Raw genomic sequence first — 16,688 nt, forward strand, 5'->3', positions numbered from 1 at the left:
GATTAAATTATAGAACGTATAAAGTAACCTATGTTATATTAATGCTATTTATTCTTAGTTGTTATTTAAGAGATGCGGTGATTGTGACAGAATACTTCCTAGTCAATCGCACATTCCCATACCATGTCATAAAAATAATATCGTCTTCACCATTGTTATACTTTCGAGATGTAATGATGATTGTCTGGAATATGTATTGGATATACAGACTTAAAGCTAAATGCCGATGGGTGACGATACTATTATCGTGCTTAATAATATACATGATTATTGGCTCTATAACTAATTTAGAGTTGTTTTCTGTATTTTTGGTTATTTTTGATATTAGAGTGTTGTTATCTATTCTGTCATTTGTTGGAATATATGCACTGTTAGATATGGAGTCAAACTACGATGTTGATTACTATCAACATTTAACTTTAAAGTTAATAGTTTTTCTATCTTGTATAAGCGCAGTTGTAACTATTTTTCAGTTTTATTTTTTAGGGTTTAATATGAATGTGCGACTAATGGGTATGTTCACGAACTCTCAAATGAATGGTTATATAATGTTGGCATCGCTCGTGACTCTTTATACTGGTTGGAGTGTTTATAGTTTATTTAGTCGTACACAAGTAGTATTTTTATCGTCAATAATAATAATTGCCATCTTTCTCAGTGGTACGCGTACTGCTTTATTTGGTTGTATTCTTTTCTTTGTCTTAATCATAACCATAAGTCTTATAAAAAACATAGCGAGAGAGAAGAGGTTAGCAATTTACTTTTGTTCTTTGTTCTTTCTTGCTCTAGTTGTATATATTTCTTTAAACTTCGTCAGTGATGTCAGTGGTAGAGGTGATGTGCTAGACCAATCTCATGGTGGACGGATATCGGTGTTAATTGGATTATATAATTCACTACTGAATGATGGGATGATACCACTATTATTTGGTAAAGGATTAGGTTATGGTAGTTCTCCCTTTATTTCAATGTACTATGAATCTGGAATGAATCCATTTTACCTTTGGACTGATGGTACAATTCAATATTTTCTTCTTAGGCAAGGTCTAGTTGGTTTAGTTATTCTTTTTCTATTAACAACTTTCTTTTTGTTTACCTGTATTAAAATAGGAAGGCTAGCTGTTGTTATATTTTTGTTGGTTATTTTGACTATGCTTTCTACAAATGTGTTGGAAGTGTATTTGTTTCAAGTAATATTGGCATTTAATTTGTTTTGTTTAAAATACTCAAATTCTATTAAAGGATGTTAGCTCTATGCATGAAAGCCCATTAGTATCTGTTATAACGGTTGTTTACAACGGCGAAGAGTTTATAGAAGAGACGCTAAAAAGTGTATCTTCTCAAAGTTATACAAATATTCAGTATATTGTCGTTGATGGTCAATCTAATGACAATACGATGTCGATTATTTCTAGATTTAAAAACTCTGTAAACAACTTAATATCCGGTCCTGATACTGGGATTTACAACGCGATGAACAAGGGGATAAAGTTAGCTACAGGAGACTATGTTAACTTCCTAAATGCTGGTGATACATTTGCGGATTCGGATACTATTAGTAAAATATTTAATAGAGATTTGAATGAATATAACCTGATATATGGTGATATATACGCCAAAGAAGAGAGCGGAAAAAAGAGAATGATAAAAGCTGTCGACTTTACAGGTGACAAAAGTATTGTAAAAGGTATGAAAGTTTGTCATCAAGCAATTTTTTATCATAAGAATATTCTTCATCCATATGACGAGTCGCTAGTGTTGAAAGCAGAATGGAAGCATTTGGTAGAAATATCAAGAAAATCTATATTTAAACCATACAAACTTGGTTTTCCTGTGGTGAATTATTCCCTTGGCGGTTTGAGTGCTCAGCGCAATAAATTAAATCAACAAGAATATAGAAAGGTTTTTTTAGAGTTATTCGGACCTAGAAAATATCTGTGTTATACTCCATTTTTTATTGGTATGTATATTAGGAGAATAATTAAAGGATTATTGACGCGATGAGAGTATCTCTGATAATACCATCTTTCTATCCCGCGGTCGTATATGGTGGCCCCATTTTTTCAACATACCATACATGTAGTGAATTGGCAATGTTACATGATATTGATATTCAAGTCTCTACTACCAATACAAATATGAGATCTAAGTTAAATGTGGAGACTAATAAATGGTTGTATTTAAAAAACTTCCGAGTCAAGTATTATAACGAAACAATCATTGACAAATTTTCGTTATCACTCGCTTTTAATGTCTGGAGAGATATTAAACAAGCAGATTTAGTGCACATTCAATCCATTTTCAATACTCCAACACCTATTTCATTAATTTACGCAAAAATACTCAAGAAAAAAGTCATATTATCTCCAAGGGGATCCCTCGGTGAGTGGTGTTTGGAAAATGGTAATAGATTCAAATCATACTGGTTGAAATATGCAATTGCCCCATTTTTGAATGATGTTATTTGGCATTCGACTGCACAGCAAGAAAAGAACGAGATACTTAAAATATTTCCAACAGCAAGAGTTGAAATAATCCCTAATGGAATAGAGTATGGAAAGTTTCAAAATTACAATCCATTAACCTCGAAACAATACATTGAAAAGTTTTTAAATTTGGATGCTGACGCCGAAAAAATAGTGGTCTCAATGGGTCGAATCCAGAAAAAAAAAGGGTTCGATATTTTGATTAATTCATTTGTCGATGTTTTGAATGAATATCCTGAATCTAAATTGTTAATAGCAGGTGAAAATGAAGGTGAGTTAACTAAACTCTTATCTCTTGTCAATAACCTTAAGTTAACTGAATTCGTTTTTTTCATTGGACCTATTTCAGGTCAGGATAAGATTGACTTTTTATCTAACGCTGATTTGTTTGTTTTACCTTCCCATAATGAGAATTTTGGCAATGTATATGTTGAAAGCTTAGCGGTAGGAACTCCGATAGTTGCAAGTACCAACACTCCGTGGTGTGAGGTTGAAGATGCCGACTGTGGGAAATGGGTGCCAAATAGCATTAAAGAAACATCGCATGCAATGATGAAGATGCTAAGTAAAGATCGCGAAACTATGAGAAGAAACGCTAAAACTTTGGCAGAAAAGTATGATTGGAAGAATGTCGCGGTACAATTCAAAAAAGTATATGAAAATATGGTTGGTTTATAATGAAAAAAAGCATATCTGTAATTATTTTAACCTTTAATGAAGAAAAGCACATTGAGCGTTGTATTAAATCTTTACTCCCAATTACCAGTGATATTTTCATTGTAGATTCATTTTCTACAGATGCAACAGTACAGATTGCAGAGTCTCTTGGTGCTAGGGTTTATCAGAACCCCTGGCCTGGTAACCACGCTAAACAATTTCAATGGGGGCTAGAACATTGTCCAGTTGATACTGAATGGGTTATGAAAATGGATGCTGACGAATTCATTTTGCCAGAATTAGCTGATGAAATTAACTCACGAATTTCACTTATTGAAACAGAAAGCTCAGGGATCTATATTAAGCGCCGTGTGAACTTTATGGGGCGTTGGATTAAGCATGGTGGCTATTATCCGACATGGTTGCTTAGAATATGGCGATACAAAGATGGTGTTATGGAACAACGTTGGATGGACGAACATATTAAGCTTACTTCTGGCAATACGATCCAGTTTCAAAATGATATTGTTGATGATAATAAAAATGACCTTACGTGGTGGACAACAAAACATAATAACTATTCCACCAAAGAAGCCGTAGATATACTGAATACTATATATAGCTTTAAAAACTATGATGAAGTCAAACCCAACTTGTTTGGGACTCAGGAGCAACGTAAACGAAAGCTTAAGCACTTATATGCAGGAATGCCTTTGTTCTTGAGACCTTTTATCTATTTCATTTTTCGTTACTTTATTAAGCTTGGTTTTTTAGATGGCAAAAAAGGGTTGATATGGCATTTTTTACAAGGTTTCTGGTATAGGTTTTTGGTTGACGCGAAAATAAATGAGATATATTTGAAGGCTGGCAAAGAAAAGTACAATATTCAAAGGGTTCTTAAAGAAGACTATGGGATTGAATTTTGAGTAAAGTATCATTAAAGAATTATGATAATAGTTGGTTTCAGCCGGGGAATAAAACTAAGATTGCTCTCTGGATATTCGTCAATGCAATTTTTTTCCGCACATTATTACCCATACCTATACCGGTTAAATTAATCATCCTGAGAGTGTTTGGTGCAAAGATAGGCGATGGTGTGATAATTAAACCAAACGTTAATATCAAATATCCATGGAACCTTGTATTAGGTAATAATACTTGGGTCGGTGAAGGTGTATGGATTGACAACCTCGATATTGTCAAAGTGGGTGATAACTGTTGTTTATCTCAAGGTTGTTATTTGCTCACCGGGAACCATGATTTTACCACACAGAATTTTGATCTTATGATTGATAAGATTGATATTCAGAATGAAGCATGGGTCGGTGCTCAATCAGTCGTTTGCCCTGGGGTTACTTTAGGTCGAGGGGCGATTCTTACTGTCGGTTCTATAGCCACAAAAAATTTGGATCAGCTTGGTATTTATCAAGGTAATCCAGCAATAAAAATAAAAGAGAGAGTTATTTCATGAAAAAAGCGTTTATTACAGGTATTACAGGCCAAGATGGCTCTTATTTAGCCGAACTATTAGTAGAAAAAGGCTATGAGGTACATGGTCTTATCCGTCGCGCTTCTTCGTTTAATACCGAACGTATTGATGGTGCTATCGAAGGCAGTGACAACATCCACCTTCATTATGGCGATTTGACAGACAGTTCAAACCTTATCCGTCTTGTTAAAGAAATCCAGCCTGACGAAATTTATAACTTAGGGGCAATGTCTCATGTAGCAGTGTCGTTTGAGTCGCCTGAATACGCGGCAGACGTGGATGCGATGGGCACCATTCGTTTGCTTGAGGCTATTCGCATTAACGGTCTAGAAAAGAAGACCCGTTTCTACCAAGCATCAACGTCAGAGCTTTACGGTGAAGTACGCGAAATCCCACAACGTGAAACGACTCCTTTTTATCCTCGTTCTCCTTATGCAGTGGCTAAGATGTATGCGTATTGGATTACGGTGAACTACCGTGAGTCCTACGGCATGTACGCGTGTAATGGTATTTTGTTTAACCACGAATCTCCTCGCCGTGGCGAGACGTTTGTAACACGCAAGATTACTCGCACGATTGCAAACATTTCACAAGGCCTAGAGTCTGCGTTGCAACTGGGTAACATGGACGCACTGCGTGACTGGGGCCATGCGAAAGACTACGTTCGTATGCAGTGGATGATGCTGCAACAAGATGTTGCTGATGACTTTGTCATTGCTACGGGCAAACAAATTTCTGTACGTGAGTTTGTACGTATGTCAGCGCAAGAAGCGGGTATTGAACTTGAGTTCACTGGCGAAGGTGTGGAAGAAATTGCGACTGTTGTTGCGGTTGACTCAGACAAAGCACCAGCGGTCTCTGTGGGTGACGTGATTGTGAAAGTAAATCCGAAATTCTTCCGCCCTGCAGAAGTTGAGACGCTACTTGGTGACCCAACTAAAGCTAAAGAGAAACTGGGCTGGGTTCCTGAAATTACGGTTGAAGAGATGTGCGCTGAAATGGTCCAATCAGATTTGAATAAAGCAAAACAACATGCGCTACTGAAAGCGAATGGTTTTGATGTGTCTATTTCGGTTGAGAGCTAATTATTATGTCTGTAACTAAACAAAAACGTGTTTTTGTTGCTGGCCATCGAGGGATGGTCGGCTCTGCAATTGTGCGTCAATTAGAAAATCGTGATGACATTGAGTTGGTGATGCGCACTTCTTCGGAGCTTGATTTAACCAATCAGAAGGCGGTCGGCGAGTTTTTTGCAGAGCAGGGTATTGACGAAGTCTATTTAGCGGCAGCTAAGGTTGGCGGTATTCATGCCAATAATACGTATCCAGCAGAATTCATTTATCAAAACTTAATGATTGAAAGCAACATTATCCATGCCGCGCATGTAAATGGTGTTCAAAACCTTCTTTTCTTAGGTTCATCTTGTATCTATCCAAAGCTTGCAGAGCAGCCGATGACAGAATCTGCTTTACTTACAGGTCTTTTGGAAGAAACTAATGAGCCGTACGCAATTTCAAAAATTGCTGGAATTAAGTTATGTGAGTCGTACAACCGTCAATACGGTCGTAACTATCGCTCTGTGATGCCAACCAATTTGTATGGAATGAATGACAACTTCCACCCTGCAAATTCGCATGTTATCCCAGCTATTATGCGCCGCTTCCATGAGGCGAAGCTTAATGGTGATAAAGAAGTAGTGGTGTGGGGTACGGGCACGCCAATGCGCGAGTTCTTGTATGTAGATGATATGGCTGCGGCTAGTGTACATGTAATGGAACTCGATGATGAGACCTATCAAGTTAACACTCAACCTATGCTGTCACATATCAATGTGGGAACGGGTTTAGATTGCACAATTCGAGAGATGGCAGAAACCATGGCCAAAGTGGTAGGTTTTGAAGGTGATATTGCCTTTGATACTACCAAACCTGATGGTACACCACGCAAGTTGATGGATGTGTCGCGATTAGCTGATTTAGGTTGGCAGTATCAGGTGAGCCTAGAAGAAGGTTTATCTGTTACCTATCAATGGTTCTTAGAGAACCAAGACAGTTTTAGAGGGTAAGGAATAATGCTCTGAATTGTCAGAGCATTATTGTTCCGAACACACTATGGAAAATACTCGATTAGATATTACTACTTTTAAAACGGTCGTTGCTGCTACACCGCTTATCTCTATGGATTTGGTAGTGCGAAATGCCAGTGGGGATGTTTTGCTTGGTGAGCGCACCAATCGGCCAGCTCAAGGCTATTGGTTTGTACCTGGCGGTCGAATCCTTAAAGACGAAACGTTTGATGCCGCATTTAAACGTTTGACCCATGCAGAGCTTGGGGTAGAACTGATGTTGTCAGACGCTCGGTTTTTAGGGCCTTATGAACATCATTATACTGACAATTTTTCTGAGGATGAATTTTCTACTCATTACGTTGTTCTTGGGTATGAAGTGATTTTGGATGTTGCTATAGAAGCACTGCCGAGAGATCAGCATCAAGCATACCAATGGTGGAGTGTTGAGGCCTTATTAAAATCAGATAAGGTACATCAAAACACCAAAGACTATTTTCTAAAAAAGTAGAACATTTCAAGTTGTCCCCGCATTGATGTGCCTCTGCATAATCTATTTGCCTTATGCATTTTAAGTTTAACCACATCGAGCCCAATTTCGTTTATCATATAACTATAAATAAAAATTTCAGTTAGGTTTTAATAATGATTTTACCTGTAATCATGGCAGGTGGCTCAGGCAGTCGCTTATGGCCACTTTCGCGCAGCTTATTCCCAAAACAGTTTATTAGTTTAGCCAGTGACTTGACTATGCTGCAAGAAACTATGCAACGCCTCGATGGGCTTGAACATAGCAATCCTATGCTGATTTGCAACGAAGAACATCGATTCTTGGTGGCGGAACAGTTGCGTCAGCAAGCGGTTGAATCTAATGGCATTATTTTAGAACCTACAGGACGAAATACGGCGCCTGCGATAGCTTTAGCTGCGCTTGAAGCGGTTAAAGATGGCAATGACCCTTTGTTATTGGTACTTGCTGCTGATCATGTTATTCAAGATACGTCAGCCTTTGTGGCATCAGTACAAACCGCTGTTAAGTCAGCAAAATCAGGTAAGCTTGTCACTTTTGGTATAGTACCAACCAAGCCAGAAACAGGCTATGGGTATATTAAACAAGGTGATGCCGAAGGGGATGCCTATCAAGTTGCGCAGTTTGTAGAAAAGCCAGACTTAGCTACAGCTAATACTTATTTAGAAAGTGGTGAGTATTATTGGAATAGTGGTATGTTTTTATTCCAAGCATCTCGATACATTGAAGAGCTGAAAAAATATCGTCCTGACATTTTAAGTGCATGTGAAGCTGCTATGAAGGGTTCGCGCAACGATTTAGACTTTATCCGTCTTGATGAACAAGCGTTTTTAGCATGTCCTGATGAGTCTGTTGACTATGCGGTAATGGAGCAGACTTCGGATGCATTGGTTGTGCCTATGGACGCTGGTTGGAGTGACGTAGGATCTTTTAGTGCGCTCTGGGAAGTCTCTGAAAAAAATGCACAAGGTAATGTGACTACTGGCGATGTCCTTACTGAACAAACTGAAAATAGTTATATCTATTCGCAAAATAAATTAGTGTCTACTGTGGGCGTTAATAATTTAGTCGTTATTGAAACTAAAGATGCGGTTCTTGTTGCGGATAAAGATAAAGTACAAGATGTAAAGAGTATAGTGAATGCGTTGAAAGCTAACGGACGTTGCGAAGCTAAACAGCATCGAGAGGTATATCGTCCTTGGGGCTCTCACGACGAGATAGCGCAAGGTAATCGCTATCATGTGAAGCACTTAAGGGTTAAACCGGGTGAAAAAACGGCACTTCAATTGCATCATCATCGTGCTGAACACTGGGTAGTAGTACAAGGTACGGCTAAAGTGACTAACGGTGAAAAATCTTATTTATTAAGCGAGAACGAATCGACCTATATTCCGTTAGGCTCTCCACATAGAATAGAGAACCCAGGTAAGATGATGCTTCATCTCATTGAAGTTCGCTCAGGTAATTACTTAGAAGAAGATGATATTGTTCGCTTAGAAGAGTACGGAGTAGGTTACTAGTGAAGGTTTCAATTGTAACTGCAACGTATAACAGCAGTGCGACAGTGCTTGATACACTCAAGTCACTAGATGAACAAACCTATGAGGATATTGAATATATAGTCATTGATGGTGGATCTTCAGATGATACTGTATCTGTGATTCAACAGAATTGTGCGCGTGTTACTACTATTGTGTCTGAACCTGATAATGGGATTTATGATGCTCTAAACAAAGGTATTGCGAACGCTTCAGGCGATGTTGTTGGTTTTTTACATTCGGATGATTTGTTTGCTTATCCCGACGCGGTTAAAGATTTAGTCGATACTTTGGTGAGAAACAATGCTCAGGCTGTTTATGCAGATTTGGAGTATGTATCTAAGGATGATACTACTAAGGTCATTCGTAAATGGGTTTCGGGTGAGTATGATCAACAGAAATTGCGCTTTGGGTGGATGCCACCACATCCTACTTTCTTTATGAAAAAAGAATTGTATCTAAAGCATGGCCAGTTTGATTTAAGTTTGAAGATTGCTGCTGATTATGATTCTTTGCTTCGTTACCTTTGGAGTAATAAAATCAAGGCTACTTATTTACCTAAAGTGGTCACTAAAATGCGCGTTGGTGGTGCGAGTAATCGCAGTCTTAAAAACATTTTTGAGAAAACTAAAGAAGATATTCAAGCGCTAAAAAACAACCAATTATTTTGGCCAACAGCATTAGTAATTAAGAATATTTCAAAAATCCCTCAGTTTTTTAAAAGGTAACCTATGTTTGTTTCTAACAAAGTAATCGCTGAATCTGGAATTCAATTTGGCACTAGTGGTGCACGTGGCTTGGTTGAGCAGTTTACTCCCAGTGTATGTGCGGCGTTTGCACACGCCTTTTTAAATGGTATTCAAGATTCGTTTAGTTTTCGTAAGGTTGCGGTTGCCATTGATAATCGACCTAGTAGCCCTGCTATGGCGCAAGCTACAATTTCGGCCATAGAATCAATGGGCTTAGAGCCAATATATTATGGCGTAGTTCCAACTCCGGCACTTGCTTATTCGGCAATGCAGGAAGATATCCCTTGTATCATGATCACTGGTAGTCACATTCCTTTTGATAGAAATGGAATTAAGTTTTACCGACCAGATGGCGAAATCACTAAAGCTGATGAACAGTCGATCATTAATGCAGAAGTCGGGTTCGAAGAGCCTACTTTTAAGCCGTTAACAGTTTCAAATAAAGCGGCTGAGCAGTATGTAGCTCGTTATACTGATTTATTTAAGTCAGACCTACTACTAGGTAAACGCATTGGTATTTATGAGCATTCTAGTGCTGGGCGAGATTTGTACCAAGGATTGTTCGAAGCATTGGGCGCAGATGTAATTTCATTGGAACGTACCGATGAGTTTGTGCCTATCGATACTGAAGCAGTTGCCGAAGTTGATAAAGTAAAAGCGAAAAATTGGTCAAGTCAGTATAACTTAGACTTTATTTTTTCAACCGATGGTGATGGTGACCGCCCACTTGTTGCGGATGAAAATGGTGTATGGTTAAGAGGTGATATTCTTGGTTTACTATGCGCTGAAGCGATGAATGTAGAAGCATTAGCTATACCAGTTAGTTGTAATACTATTATTGAGCAGTCTAAGAGCTTTAAGAGTGTATCAAAAACTAAAATTGGTTCTCCGTATGTGGTTGCGGAATTTGCAGAGCTTAATAGTCATTACTCAAGTGTGGCTGGCTTTGAAGCAAACGGTGGTTTTTTGCTTGGTAGTGATATTGAAATCAATGCACAAACACTGAAAGCGTTACCAACTCGTGATGCAGTATTGCCGGCTATTATGCTGTTATCGGCTAGTAAGTGTTCAAGTATTGTTTCTCTTGTGGACGCATTGCCAAAGCGTTTTACTCATAGTGATCGTATTCAGAACTTTGCTACCGCTAAGAGTGTCGGTATTTTAGAGGATGGTAAACTAAATCCTCAACAGCTCATCAATAAACTAAATTTAGATGGTTTATCTGTCGTTGATGTTAACACTGTTGATGGTTTGAGGCTGACGCTATCTGATAATACCATTGTACATTTACGTCCTTCAGGTAATGCACCTGAGTTGCGTTGTTATACTGAAGCCAGTGACACGAAACATGCTTCAGACCTTGTAACAAAAGTGCTTGCAGCAGTTCAAAAGCTGTAGATGAGAAATATAAGACATTGTTTGGTTGATTGTACTAAGCAATGTCAGGATTAGATTTATGTCAAAATACCTATTTAAGCTATCCAATGTGATTCAAAACTATCCGTGGGGAAGTAAAACGTCGATTCAAGAGTTATTTGATATCGATAACCCACGACAAGAACCACAAGCAGAAATTTGGATGGGTGCTCACGCTAATGGGTGTTCAAAAATAGTGGTCGATGAACAAGTGACGCTACTGTCAGAGTTTATTGCTTCAAATCCAAAGTCGATTCTTTCACCAGTTACAGCTGAAAAGTTTGGTGAATTGCCTTATTTATTTAAAGTATTGGCAGCAGGAAAGGGACTTTCTATTCAGGTTCATCCAAATAAACACGAAGCTGAAGTTGGCTTTGCCCGTGAGAACGCTGAAGGTATTGAAAAAAAATGCCCTACTAGAAATTATCGGGATTCTAATCATAAGCCTGAGTTAGTGTATGCTTTAACACCATACCAAGCCATGAATGGCTTCCGAGCTTTTGATAATATCATCGAGCTATTTTCAGAATTGGTTCATAGCATTGATATTCCTGTAATTGAAACACTACTTGCTGAGTTTATCGCTAATCCAGATTCAGATGGCTTAGAGTGTTTCTTTCTAGGTGTTCTATCGCTTGAAAGTGAAGAAAAATATCGCTCACTTGAGCAATTGCTACGTTATTGTGAGGCTAATCAAAACGTAGAGATACCTAACGACTTACCTGCACTTATTATTGAACTTTCTAAAAGTTATTCCAATGATATCGGCTTGTTTGCTCCATTGATGCTAAACGTATTAACCTTACAACCTGGTGAGGTAATGTACCTCGATGCTCGTACTCCGCATGCATATTTGAAAGGAACAGCATTGGAGATTATGGCCAATTCTGACAATGTACTACGAGCAGGGTTAACGCCGAAGCATATTGATATTAAAGAATTAGCCAGTTGCACTTTATTTGAAGAAAAGAACAAAAACACCTTGTTACTTGAGCCAAACATCCAAGGCAACAAACAGAGTTATGCTGTCCCTGTGCCTGATTTTAAATTCAATTGCTTTATAAAACCTGAAAACGAAAGCGTGCCGGTTAATAGTGCAGAAATATTGTTTGCCATAGATTGCCAAGCAACAGTGATTCACTCTTCAGGTGAATCTATCACCCTAAATAAAGGTGAATCTCTTTTCATCCCAGCTTACGCAAATGCCTACACATTAAAATCCAAAGGCCAAGTCGCTAGAGCTTTTAACTAACACTTCCTCAACGTCATAGAAAGATAACAAACATGATTAAACACTGTTTATTCCCTGCCGCTGGCTACGGCACACGTTTTTTACCTGCCACAAAATCAATGCCAAAAGAAATGATGCCTATCGTCAATAAACCACTTATTGAATACGGTGTTGATGAGGCGATTCAAGCGGGTATGTCTAGCATGGCGGTGGTTACAGGCCGTGGTAAAAGCTCATTGATGGATCACTTCGATAAGAATTATGAATTAGAGCATCAAATTCAAGGTACCAACAAAGAACCCCTATTAGATGATATTCGTTCTTTGATTGATTCTGCGCAGTATACATTTATCCGCCAACGCGAGATGAAAGGGTTAGGGCATGCAATCTTAACCGGCAAAGAATTGGTGGGCGATAATCCTTTTGCGGTGGTTTTGGCTGATGACTTGTGTATCAGTGAGCAGGAAGGTGTTTTAGCACAAATGGCTGCGTTATATCGTCAGTTCCGCTGTTCTATTGTTGCGGTTGAAGAAGTGCCTGAATCAGAAACACATAAATACGGTGTGATTGCAGGTGAGCATTTAAGTGATGACTTAATTCGTATTACCGACATGGTTGAAAAACCAGAACAAGGTACAGCGCCAAGTAATCTGGCTATTATTGGTCGCTATATTTTAACTCCTGATATCTTTGATATTTTGCAAGATACTAAGCCCGGTAAAGGTGGTGAGATCCAGATCACCGATGCATTGCTAGAGCAAGCGAAAAGTGGCTGCGTGATTGCGTATAAGTTTAAAGGTAAGCGTTTTGACTGCGGAAGTGTGGAAGGTTATATCGAAGCTACTAACTATTGCTATCAGAATGTTTATTTAAAAGGCAGTAAAGTGAAAATCGACCGCTCTTCTACCAAGAAAGTTTAAGATAAGATTTTCTTGTTGCAAGGGCTTATCGCTTTATTCTTGCTAAATAAGCCCTTAATAATATTTATGTTTAGCAGTGAATGTTTACTTGGGGCATTATCTGCTTTCTTAGCATGTATTTTGGTCATCATAGCTTTGCATTGGTTTTATTTGTTGTTTTACCCCCATTTTTTGTCGCTAAATGAAGGATAATCCCTCTGTTTTTTGACACCGCATAAGCTAAATCTCTACACCTTTAAGTTTACAAAAAATCTTTTTTACCTCTTTTTAATCATTCAAGATAGGCCTTCTGTCATGTCAGTTTTTGAGTACATCATCGAACTCTCGATGTTCTTCTTTTTATCACTTGCGGTGCTTTATTGCATGCGCAAAGTGGGATATCTAATAGGCTTAGTTGATAAACCAAATGCACGTAAGCTTCACCAGGGGGTTGTCCCTTTAGTCGGTGGAGTTTCAATTAGTATTACCGTGCTGTATTTCTTGTATGTCAATGCTGATGAATTGCAACACCCGGGTATCTTCGCAACCTGTTTGACCCTTTTGGTGATTATTGGGGTGTTGGATGATCGCTTTGATATTAGTTATAAATTGCGTATGGGAATTCAAGCAATACTTACTCTAGTGATGATTCATTACACCGGTATCACATTGTCGCATATTGGTAATGCTCTCGGATTTGGTACGTGGCAGTTTCCTCCTTATGTTGACATTGTTGTGACCATGTTTGCCGTAATTGGAGCTATTAATGCCTTTAATATGGTCGATGGAATTGACGGTTTGTTGGGTGGGTTAACCACCGTCGTGTTTGCATCACTTAGTATTGTCTTTTATAGCCACGGTCTTACTAAAGCTGCCTATTTCTGCGTTGTATTTATTGTTATTTTGATTCCTTTTATTTTATTTAATCTAGGTTATTTCGGTAAAGTACGTAAAGTTTTTATGGGGGATGCTGGTAGTATGATGATCGGCTTCACTGTAATTTGGATCTTGATTGGTGGAACGCAAGGTGACGTCGGTCACTATGTGATTCGGCCGGTAACTGCACTTTGGCTTATAGCGGTTCCATTGATTGATATGATGGCCATTATGATCCGCCGTATCCGCAAGGGACACTCACCGTTTCACCCTGACCGTGAGCACTTTCACCATATTATGCAGCGCATCGGTTTCACCCCACGCGAAGCGTTAGTCGTGATCTGCGTCACTCAAATAATCTACTCAGCCATAGGCTTACTTGGCGAATACTTCTACGTACCAGAATACGTGATGTTCTACACCATTGTCGGTTGCTTCTTATTCCATACCTACTGGATGACACACTCGTTTCAGATGGCGAAGATAGTTAGAAAGTGGAAAAGTGGGGTCAGGCCTTGAAAATGACATTTGGTGATAACTAAGTTGTATTTGGTTTTTGTTGAACGTTTAAAAGCCCTCAAAGAATTGATTCTTTGAGGGCTTTTTTTCTTAAATCAGATTGTACCCCCCCCCCCAAACAAGGTGCGTTAACGAACGAAAAGGGCTTTTCGATCAAGGCCTAGCTGTGGCCGGTTCGTGGTACATTGAGTTCTTGGTAGATAGAACCCTTATAAGGTATTTCTATTTGTGATGTAAGTCATGTACAATTGGAAAAGTCTGGTTACAAAAGGAGCTATAAAGATTTCTATTGTTTCCTTATCAAATCTTGATTGCTATGTAACAATTTGATGTTCAATGTTTATAACTAACATACTTATTTAAAAATTTAATTAATAGAACATGAACGAATAGTGGAATTTCGAATAATCCTCTGGGCGGTAGCGTGTTAGGCGAGTAGCACAAAGATGCTCTTATTTAAAGAGTTTAGATAAACATAAGACTAGCCTTGTATTTTTTGGACTTTGTTTTGGTATAGTTAAATAAAAGAATAAGAATTTACGATTATTTTATGTTTTATTTCATAGTTATCTAAAGCTTGGATTTATAATATGTCTTAACTATTTATGAACTTTAGATAGGGTGCTTGCCTTGGTAAAGAATGGATGTTCGGTTATAGTCATTAGTAAAAACTAGGCAAACTTTTTTAAATTGAAGTAAGTAGAACAGATTCAAGGTTAATATTAATAGAAAACGAATGACGTGTATGATGGATTAAAATTACTTAACTAACATGTTAGGAAAGCAGCGATGAAATTTGTTTATATTAGTAATATTTATGTTAATTTATAACTGTAATACGTTAACTTATTATAATAACCTTTATATATTAAAGTATATGACATTAGATTTTTAAATCTATTGGATTGAGTGAATAATGAAAATAGCTAAAAATGAAGCTACCTTAAAATATGTGAAGAATACCATGTGGCTTCTTGTCGAAAAAATTCTCAGACTAGTTGTTGCACTTTTTATAGGTATTTGGATTGCCAGGTATTTGGGGCCTAAAGACTTTGGGACATATTCATATGCGCAAAGTTTTATTGGTTTATTTACTGTCATAGCAACCTTGGGGCTTGATGGAGTAGTCATTCGAGAGCTTGTTAAAAATGACAAATCAAATGAAGTAATAGTTGGAACTAGTTTTACACTAAAAATAGTTGCTTCATTCTTCGTGTTAGTTATGATAGCTATTGCTATACAATTTACATCTAGTGACCCGTATGTCAAAAGTTTAATATTTATTGCGGGAATATCTGTTTTATTTCATGCTTTTACAGTACCAGATCTTTATTTCCAAGCTCATGTTTTGTCGAGATATTCTGTGTATGCGAACTTAATTATGTTATTTATTAGTAGTATTTTAAAAATATACTTAATTATGTCGTCAGGGAATTTAAGCTATTTTATTTATGTATTAGTTGTTGATAGCTTCGTTTTATCGTTAGGCTTTATCTACTTTTTTGTCACAAGTAAAAATAATCTTAATTTTTCAAAATTCAAATTTGATCCTACAGTTGCACGTAGATTACTAAAGGACTCATGGCCTTTAATACTTAGTGGGATTGCCTATTCAATCTACATGAAAGTTGATCAAGTTATGATCAAAGAAATGTTGAGTTTAGATGCCGTTGGTAATTATGCTGCTGCGGCAAGATTAAGTGAGTCTTGGTATTTTGTACCGTTAATCATAACGTCGTCAATTTTTCCTCTAATAATGAAGGCGAAAGATATATCTGAAGATAAATACTTAAAATTAATTCAAAAGCTATTCGACGTAATGGTAGTATTAGGTTTTATTGTTTCTATATTTACAGTATTAGTTTCTGATAGAATCATAGCTCTATTATATGGAGACGCGTTTTCTACCTCTTCATCTGTTTTAGTTATACATATTTGGGCTGGAATATTTGTTGGAATGACTGCTGTAAGTGGAAAATGGTTATTAGTCGAAAATTTGACTATGCATTCTATGTATAGATATGCATTAGGTGCGGTAGTTAATGTGATTTTAAATATTTATTTGATTGAAAGAATGGGAATAATAGGTGCTGCATACAGCACTTTAATTTCTTATGCGGTTACTGGATTTTTTTATGATGCAATTTTTAAAGAAACTAGAGAGATATTCATTATGAAACTTAGGTCTCTTAATATTGTGTTTTCTATGGCTAGGTTATTAAAAAATAGGTAAA

Annotated in this window: 15 protein-coding genes; all 15 read left to right on the forward strand. The window is 37.5% G+C overall.

All coding sequences use genetic code 11. The features are described from left to right. Positions 1 to 263: 263 nt before the first annotated feature. The 15 genes from VEZ01S_RS07125 (at position 264) to VEZ01S_RS07195 (ending at position 16,687) form a co-directional block, all read left to right on the forward strand. Positions 264 to 1,250: a hypothetical protein gene (locus VEZ01S_RS07125; RefSeq protein ID WP_021713343.1), complete on the forward strand. Its 987-nt coding sequence runs from the start codon at positions 264 to 266 to the stop codon at positions 1,248 to 1,250. 4 nt (positions 1,251 to 1,254) lie between these two features. Next, positions 1,255 to 2,004, forward strand: a complete 750-nt coding sequence (locus VEZ01S_RS07130) for a glycosyltransferase family 2 protein (RefSeq protein WP_021713344.1) — start codon at positions 1,255 to 1,257, stop codon at positions 2,002 to 2,004. 89 nt (positions 2,005 to 2,093) lie between these two features. Continuing rightward, positions 2,094 to 3,164 (forward strand): glycosyltransferase, encoded by a 1,071-nt coding sequence (locus VEZ01S_RS07135; RefSeq protein ID WP_021713345.1) that lies wholly within the window; start codon positions 2,094 to 2,096, stop codon positions 3,162 to 3,164. Then, positions 3,164 to 4,069: a glycosyltransferase family 2 protein gene (locus VEZ01S_RS07140; RefSeq protein WP_021713346.1), complete on the forward strand. Its 906-nt coding sequence runs from the start codon at positions 3,164 to 3,166 to the stop codon at positions 4,067 to 4,069. The genes VEZ01S_RS07135 and VEZ01S_RS07140 overlap by 1 nt, the downstream gene beginning before the upstream one ends. After that, positions 4,066 to 4,614: a WcaF family extracellular polysaccharide biosynthesis acetyltransferase gene (locus VEZ01S_RS07145; RefSeq protein ID WP_021713347.1), complete on the forward strand. Its 549-nt coding sequence runs from the start codon at positions 4,066 to 4,068 to the stop codon at positions 4,612 to 4,614. Before VEZ01S_RS07140 ends, VEZ01S_RS07145 begins: the two co-directional genes overlap by 4 nt. Next, positions 4,611 to 5,717, forward strand: coding sequence for a GDP-mannose 4,6-dehydratase (gmd, locus tag VEZ01S_RS07150; protein WP_021713348.1), 1,107 nt, complete (start codon positions 4,611 to 4,613; stop codon positions 5,715 to 5,717). The genes VEZ01S_RS07145 and gmd overlap by 4 nt, the downstream gene beginning before the upstream one ends. Before the next feature lie 5 nt (positions 5,718 to 5,722). Beyond that, entirely contained in the window at positions 5,723 to 6,697 is a 975-nt protein-coding gene (fcl, locus tag VEZ01S_RS07155; protein WP_021713349.1) for a GDP-L-fucose synthase, read from the forward strand. A 46-nt stretch (positions 6,698 to 6,743) separates the two neighbouring features. Beyond that, a complete protein-coding gene (locus VEZ01S_RS07160) occupies positions 6,744 to 7,208 on the forward strand; it encodes a GDP-mannose mannosyl hydrolase (protein WP_040890389.1) in 465 nt (154 codons plus the stop codon). Positions 7,209 to 7,342: 134 nt separating this feature from the next. After that, complete coding sequence (locus tag VEZ01S_RS07165) at positions 7,343 to 8,746, forward strand: mannose-1-phosphate guanylyltransferase/mannose-6-phosphate isomerase (RefSeq protein WP_021713351.1); 1,404 nt, start codon at positions 7,343 to 7,345, stop codon at positions 8,744 to 8,746. Beyond that, positions 8,746 to 9,492, forward strand: a complete 747-nt coding sequence (locus VEZ01S_RS07170; RefSeq protein WP_021713352.1) for a glycosyltransferase family 2 protein — start codon at positions 8,746 to 8,748, stop codon at positions 9,490 to 9,492. The genes VEZ01S_RS07165 and VEZ01S_RS07170 overlap by 1 nt, the downstream gene beginning before the upstream one ends. Positions 9,493 to 9,495: 3 nt before the next feature. Then, entirely contained in the window at positions 9,496 to 10,911 is a 1,416-nt protein-coding gene (locus VEZ01S_RS07175; protein WP_021713353.1) for a phosphomannomutase, read from the forward strand. 58 nt (positions 10,912 to 10,969) lie between these two features. Then, a complete protein-coding gene (gene manA, locus VEZ01S_RS07180; RefSeq protein ID WP_021713354.1) occupies positions 10,970 to 12,181 on the forward strand; it encodes a mannose-6-phosphate isomerase, class I in 1,212 nt (403 codons plus the stop codon). Positions 12,182 to 12,213: 32 nt separating this feature from the next. Next, complete coding sequence (gene galU, locus VEZ01S_RS07185; protein ID WP_021713355.1) at positions 12,214 to 13,080, forward strand: UTP--glucose-1-phosphate uridylyltransferase GalU; 867 nt, start codon at positions 12,214 to 12,216, stop codon at positions 13,078 to 13,080. Between the two features lie 294 nt (positions 13,081 to 13,374). Beyond that, positions 13,375 to 14,454, forward strand: a complete 1,080-nt coding sequence (gene wecA / locus VEZ01S_RS07190) for a UDP-N-acetylglucosamine--undecaprenyl-phosphate N-acetylglucosaminephosphotransferase (RefSeq protein WP_021713356.1) — start codon at positions 13,375 to 13,377, stop codon at positions 14,452 to 14,454. A gap of 916 nt (positions 14,455 to 15,370) precedes the next feature. Next, a complete protein-coding gene (locus tag VEZ01S_RS07195; protein WP_021713357.1) occupies positions 15,371 to 16,687 on the forward strand; it encodes a flippase in 1,317 nt (438 codons plus the stop codon). Position 16,688: the final 1 nt, after the last annotated feature.

The sequence above is a fragment of the Vibrio ezurae NBRC 102218 genome, from assembly GCF_000467185.1.
In the GTDB taxonomy this organism is placed as follows: domain Bacteria; phylum Pseudomonadota; class Gammaproteobacteria; order Enterobacterales; family Vibrionaceae; genus Vibrio; species Vibrio ezurae.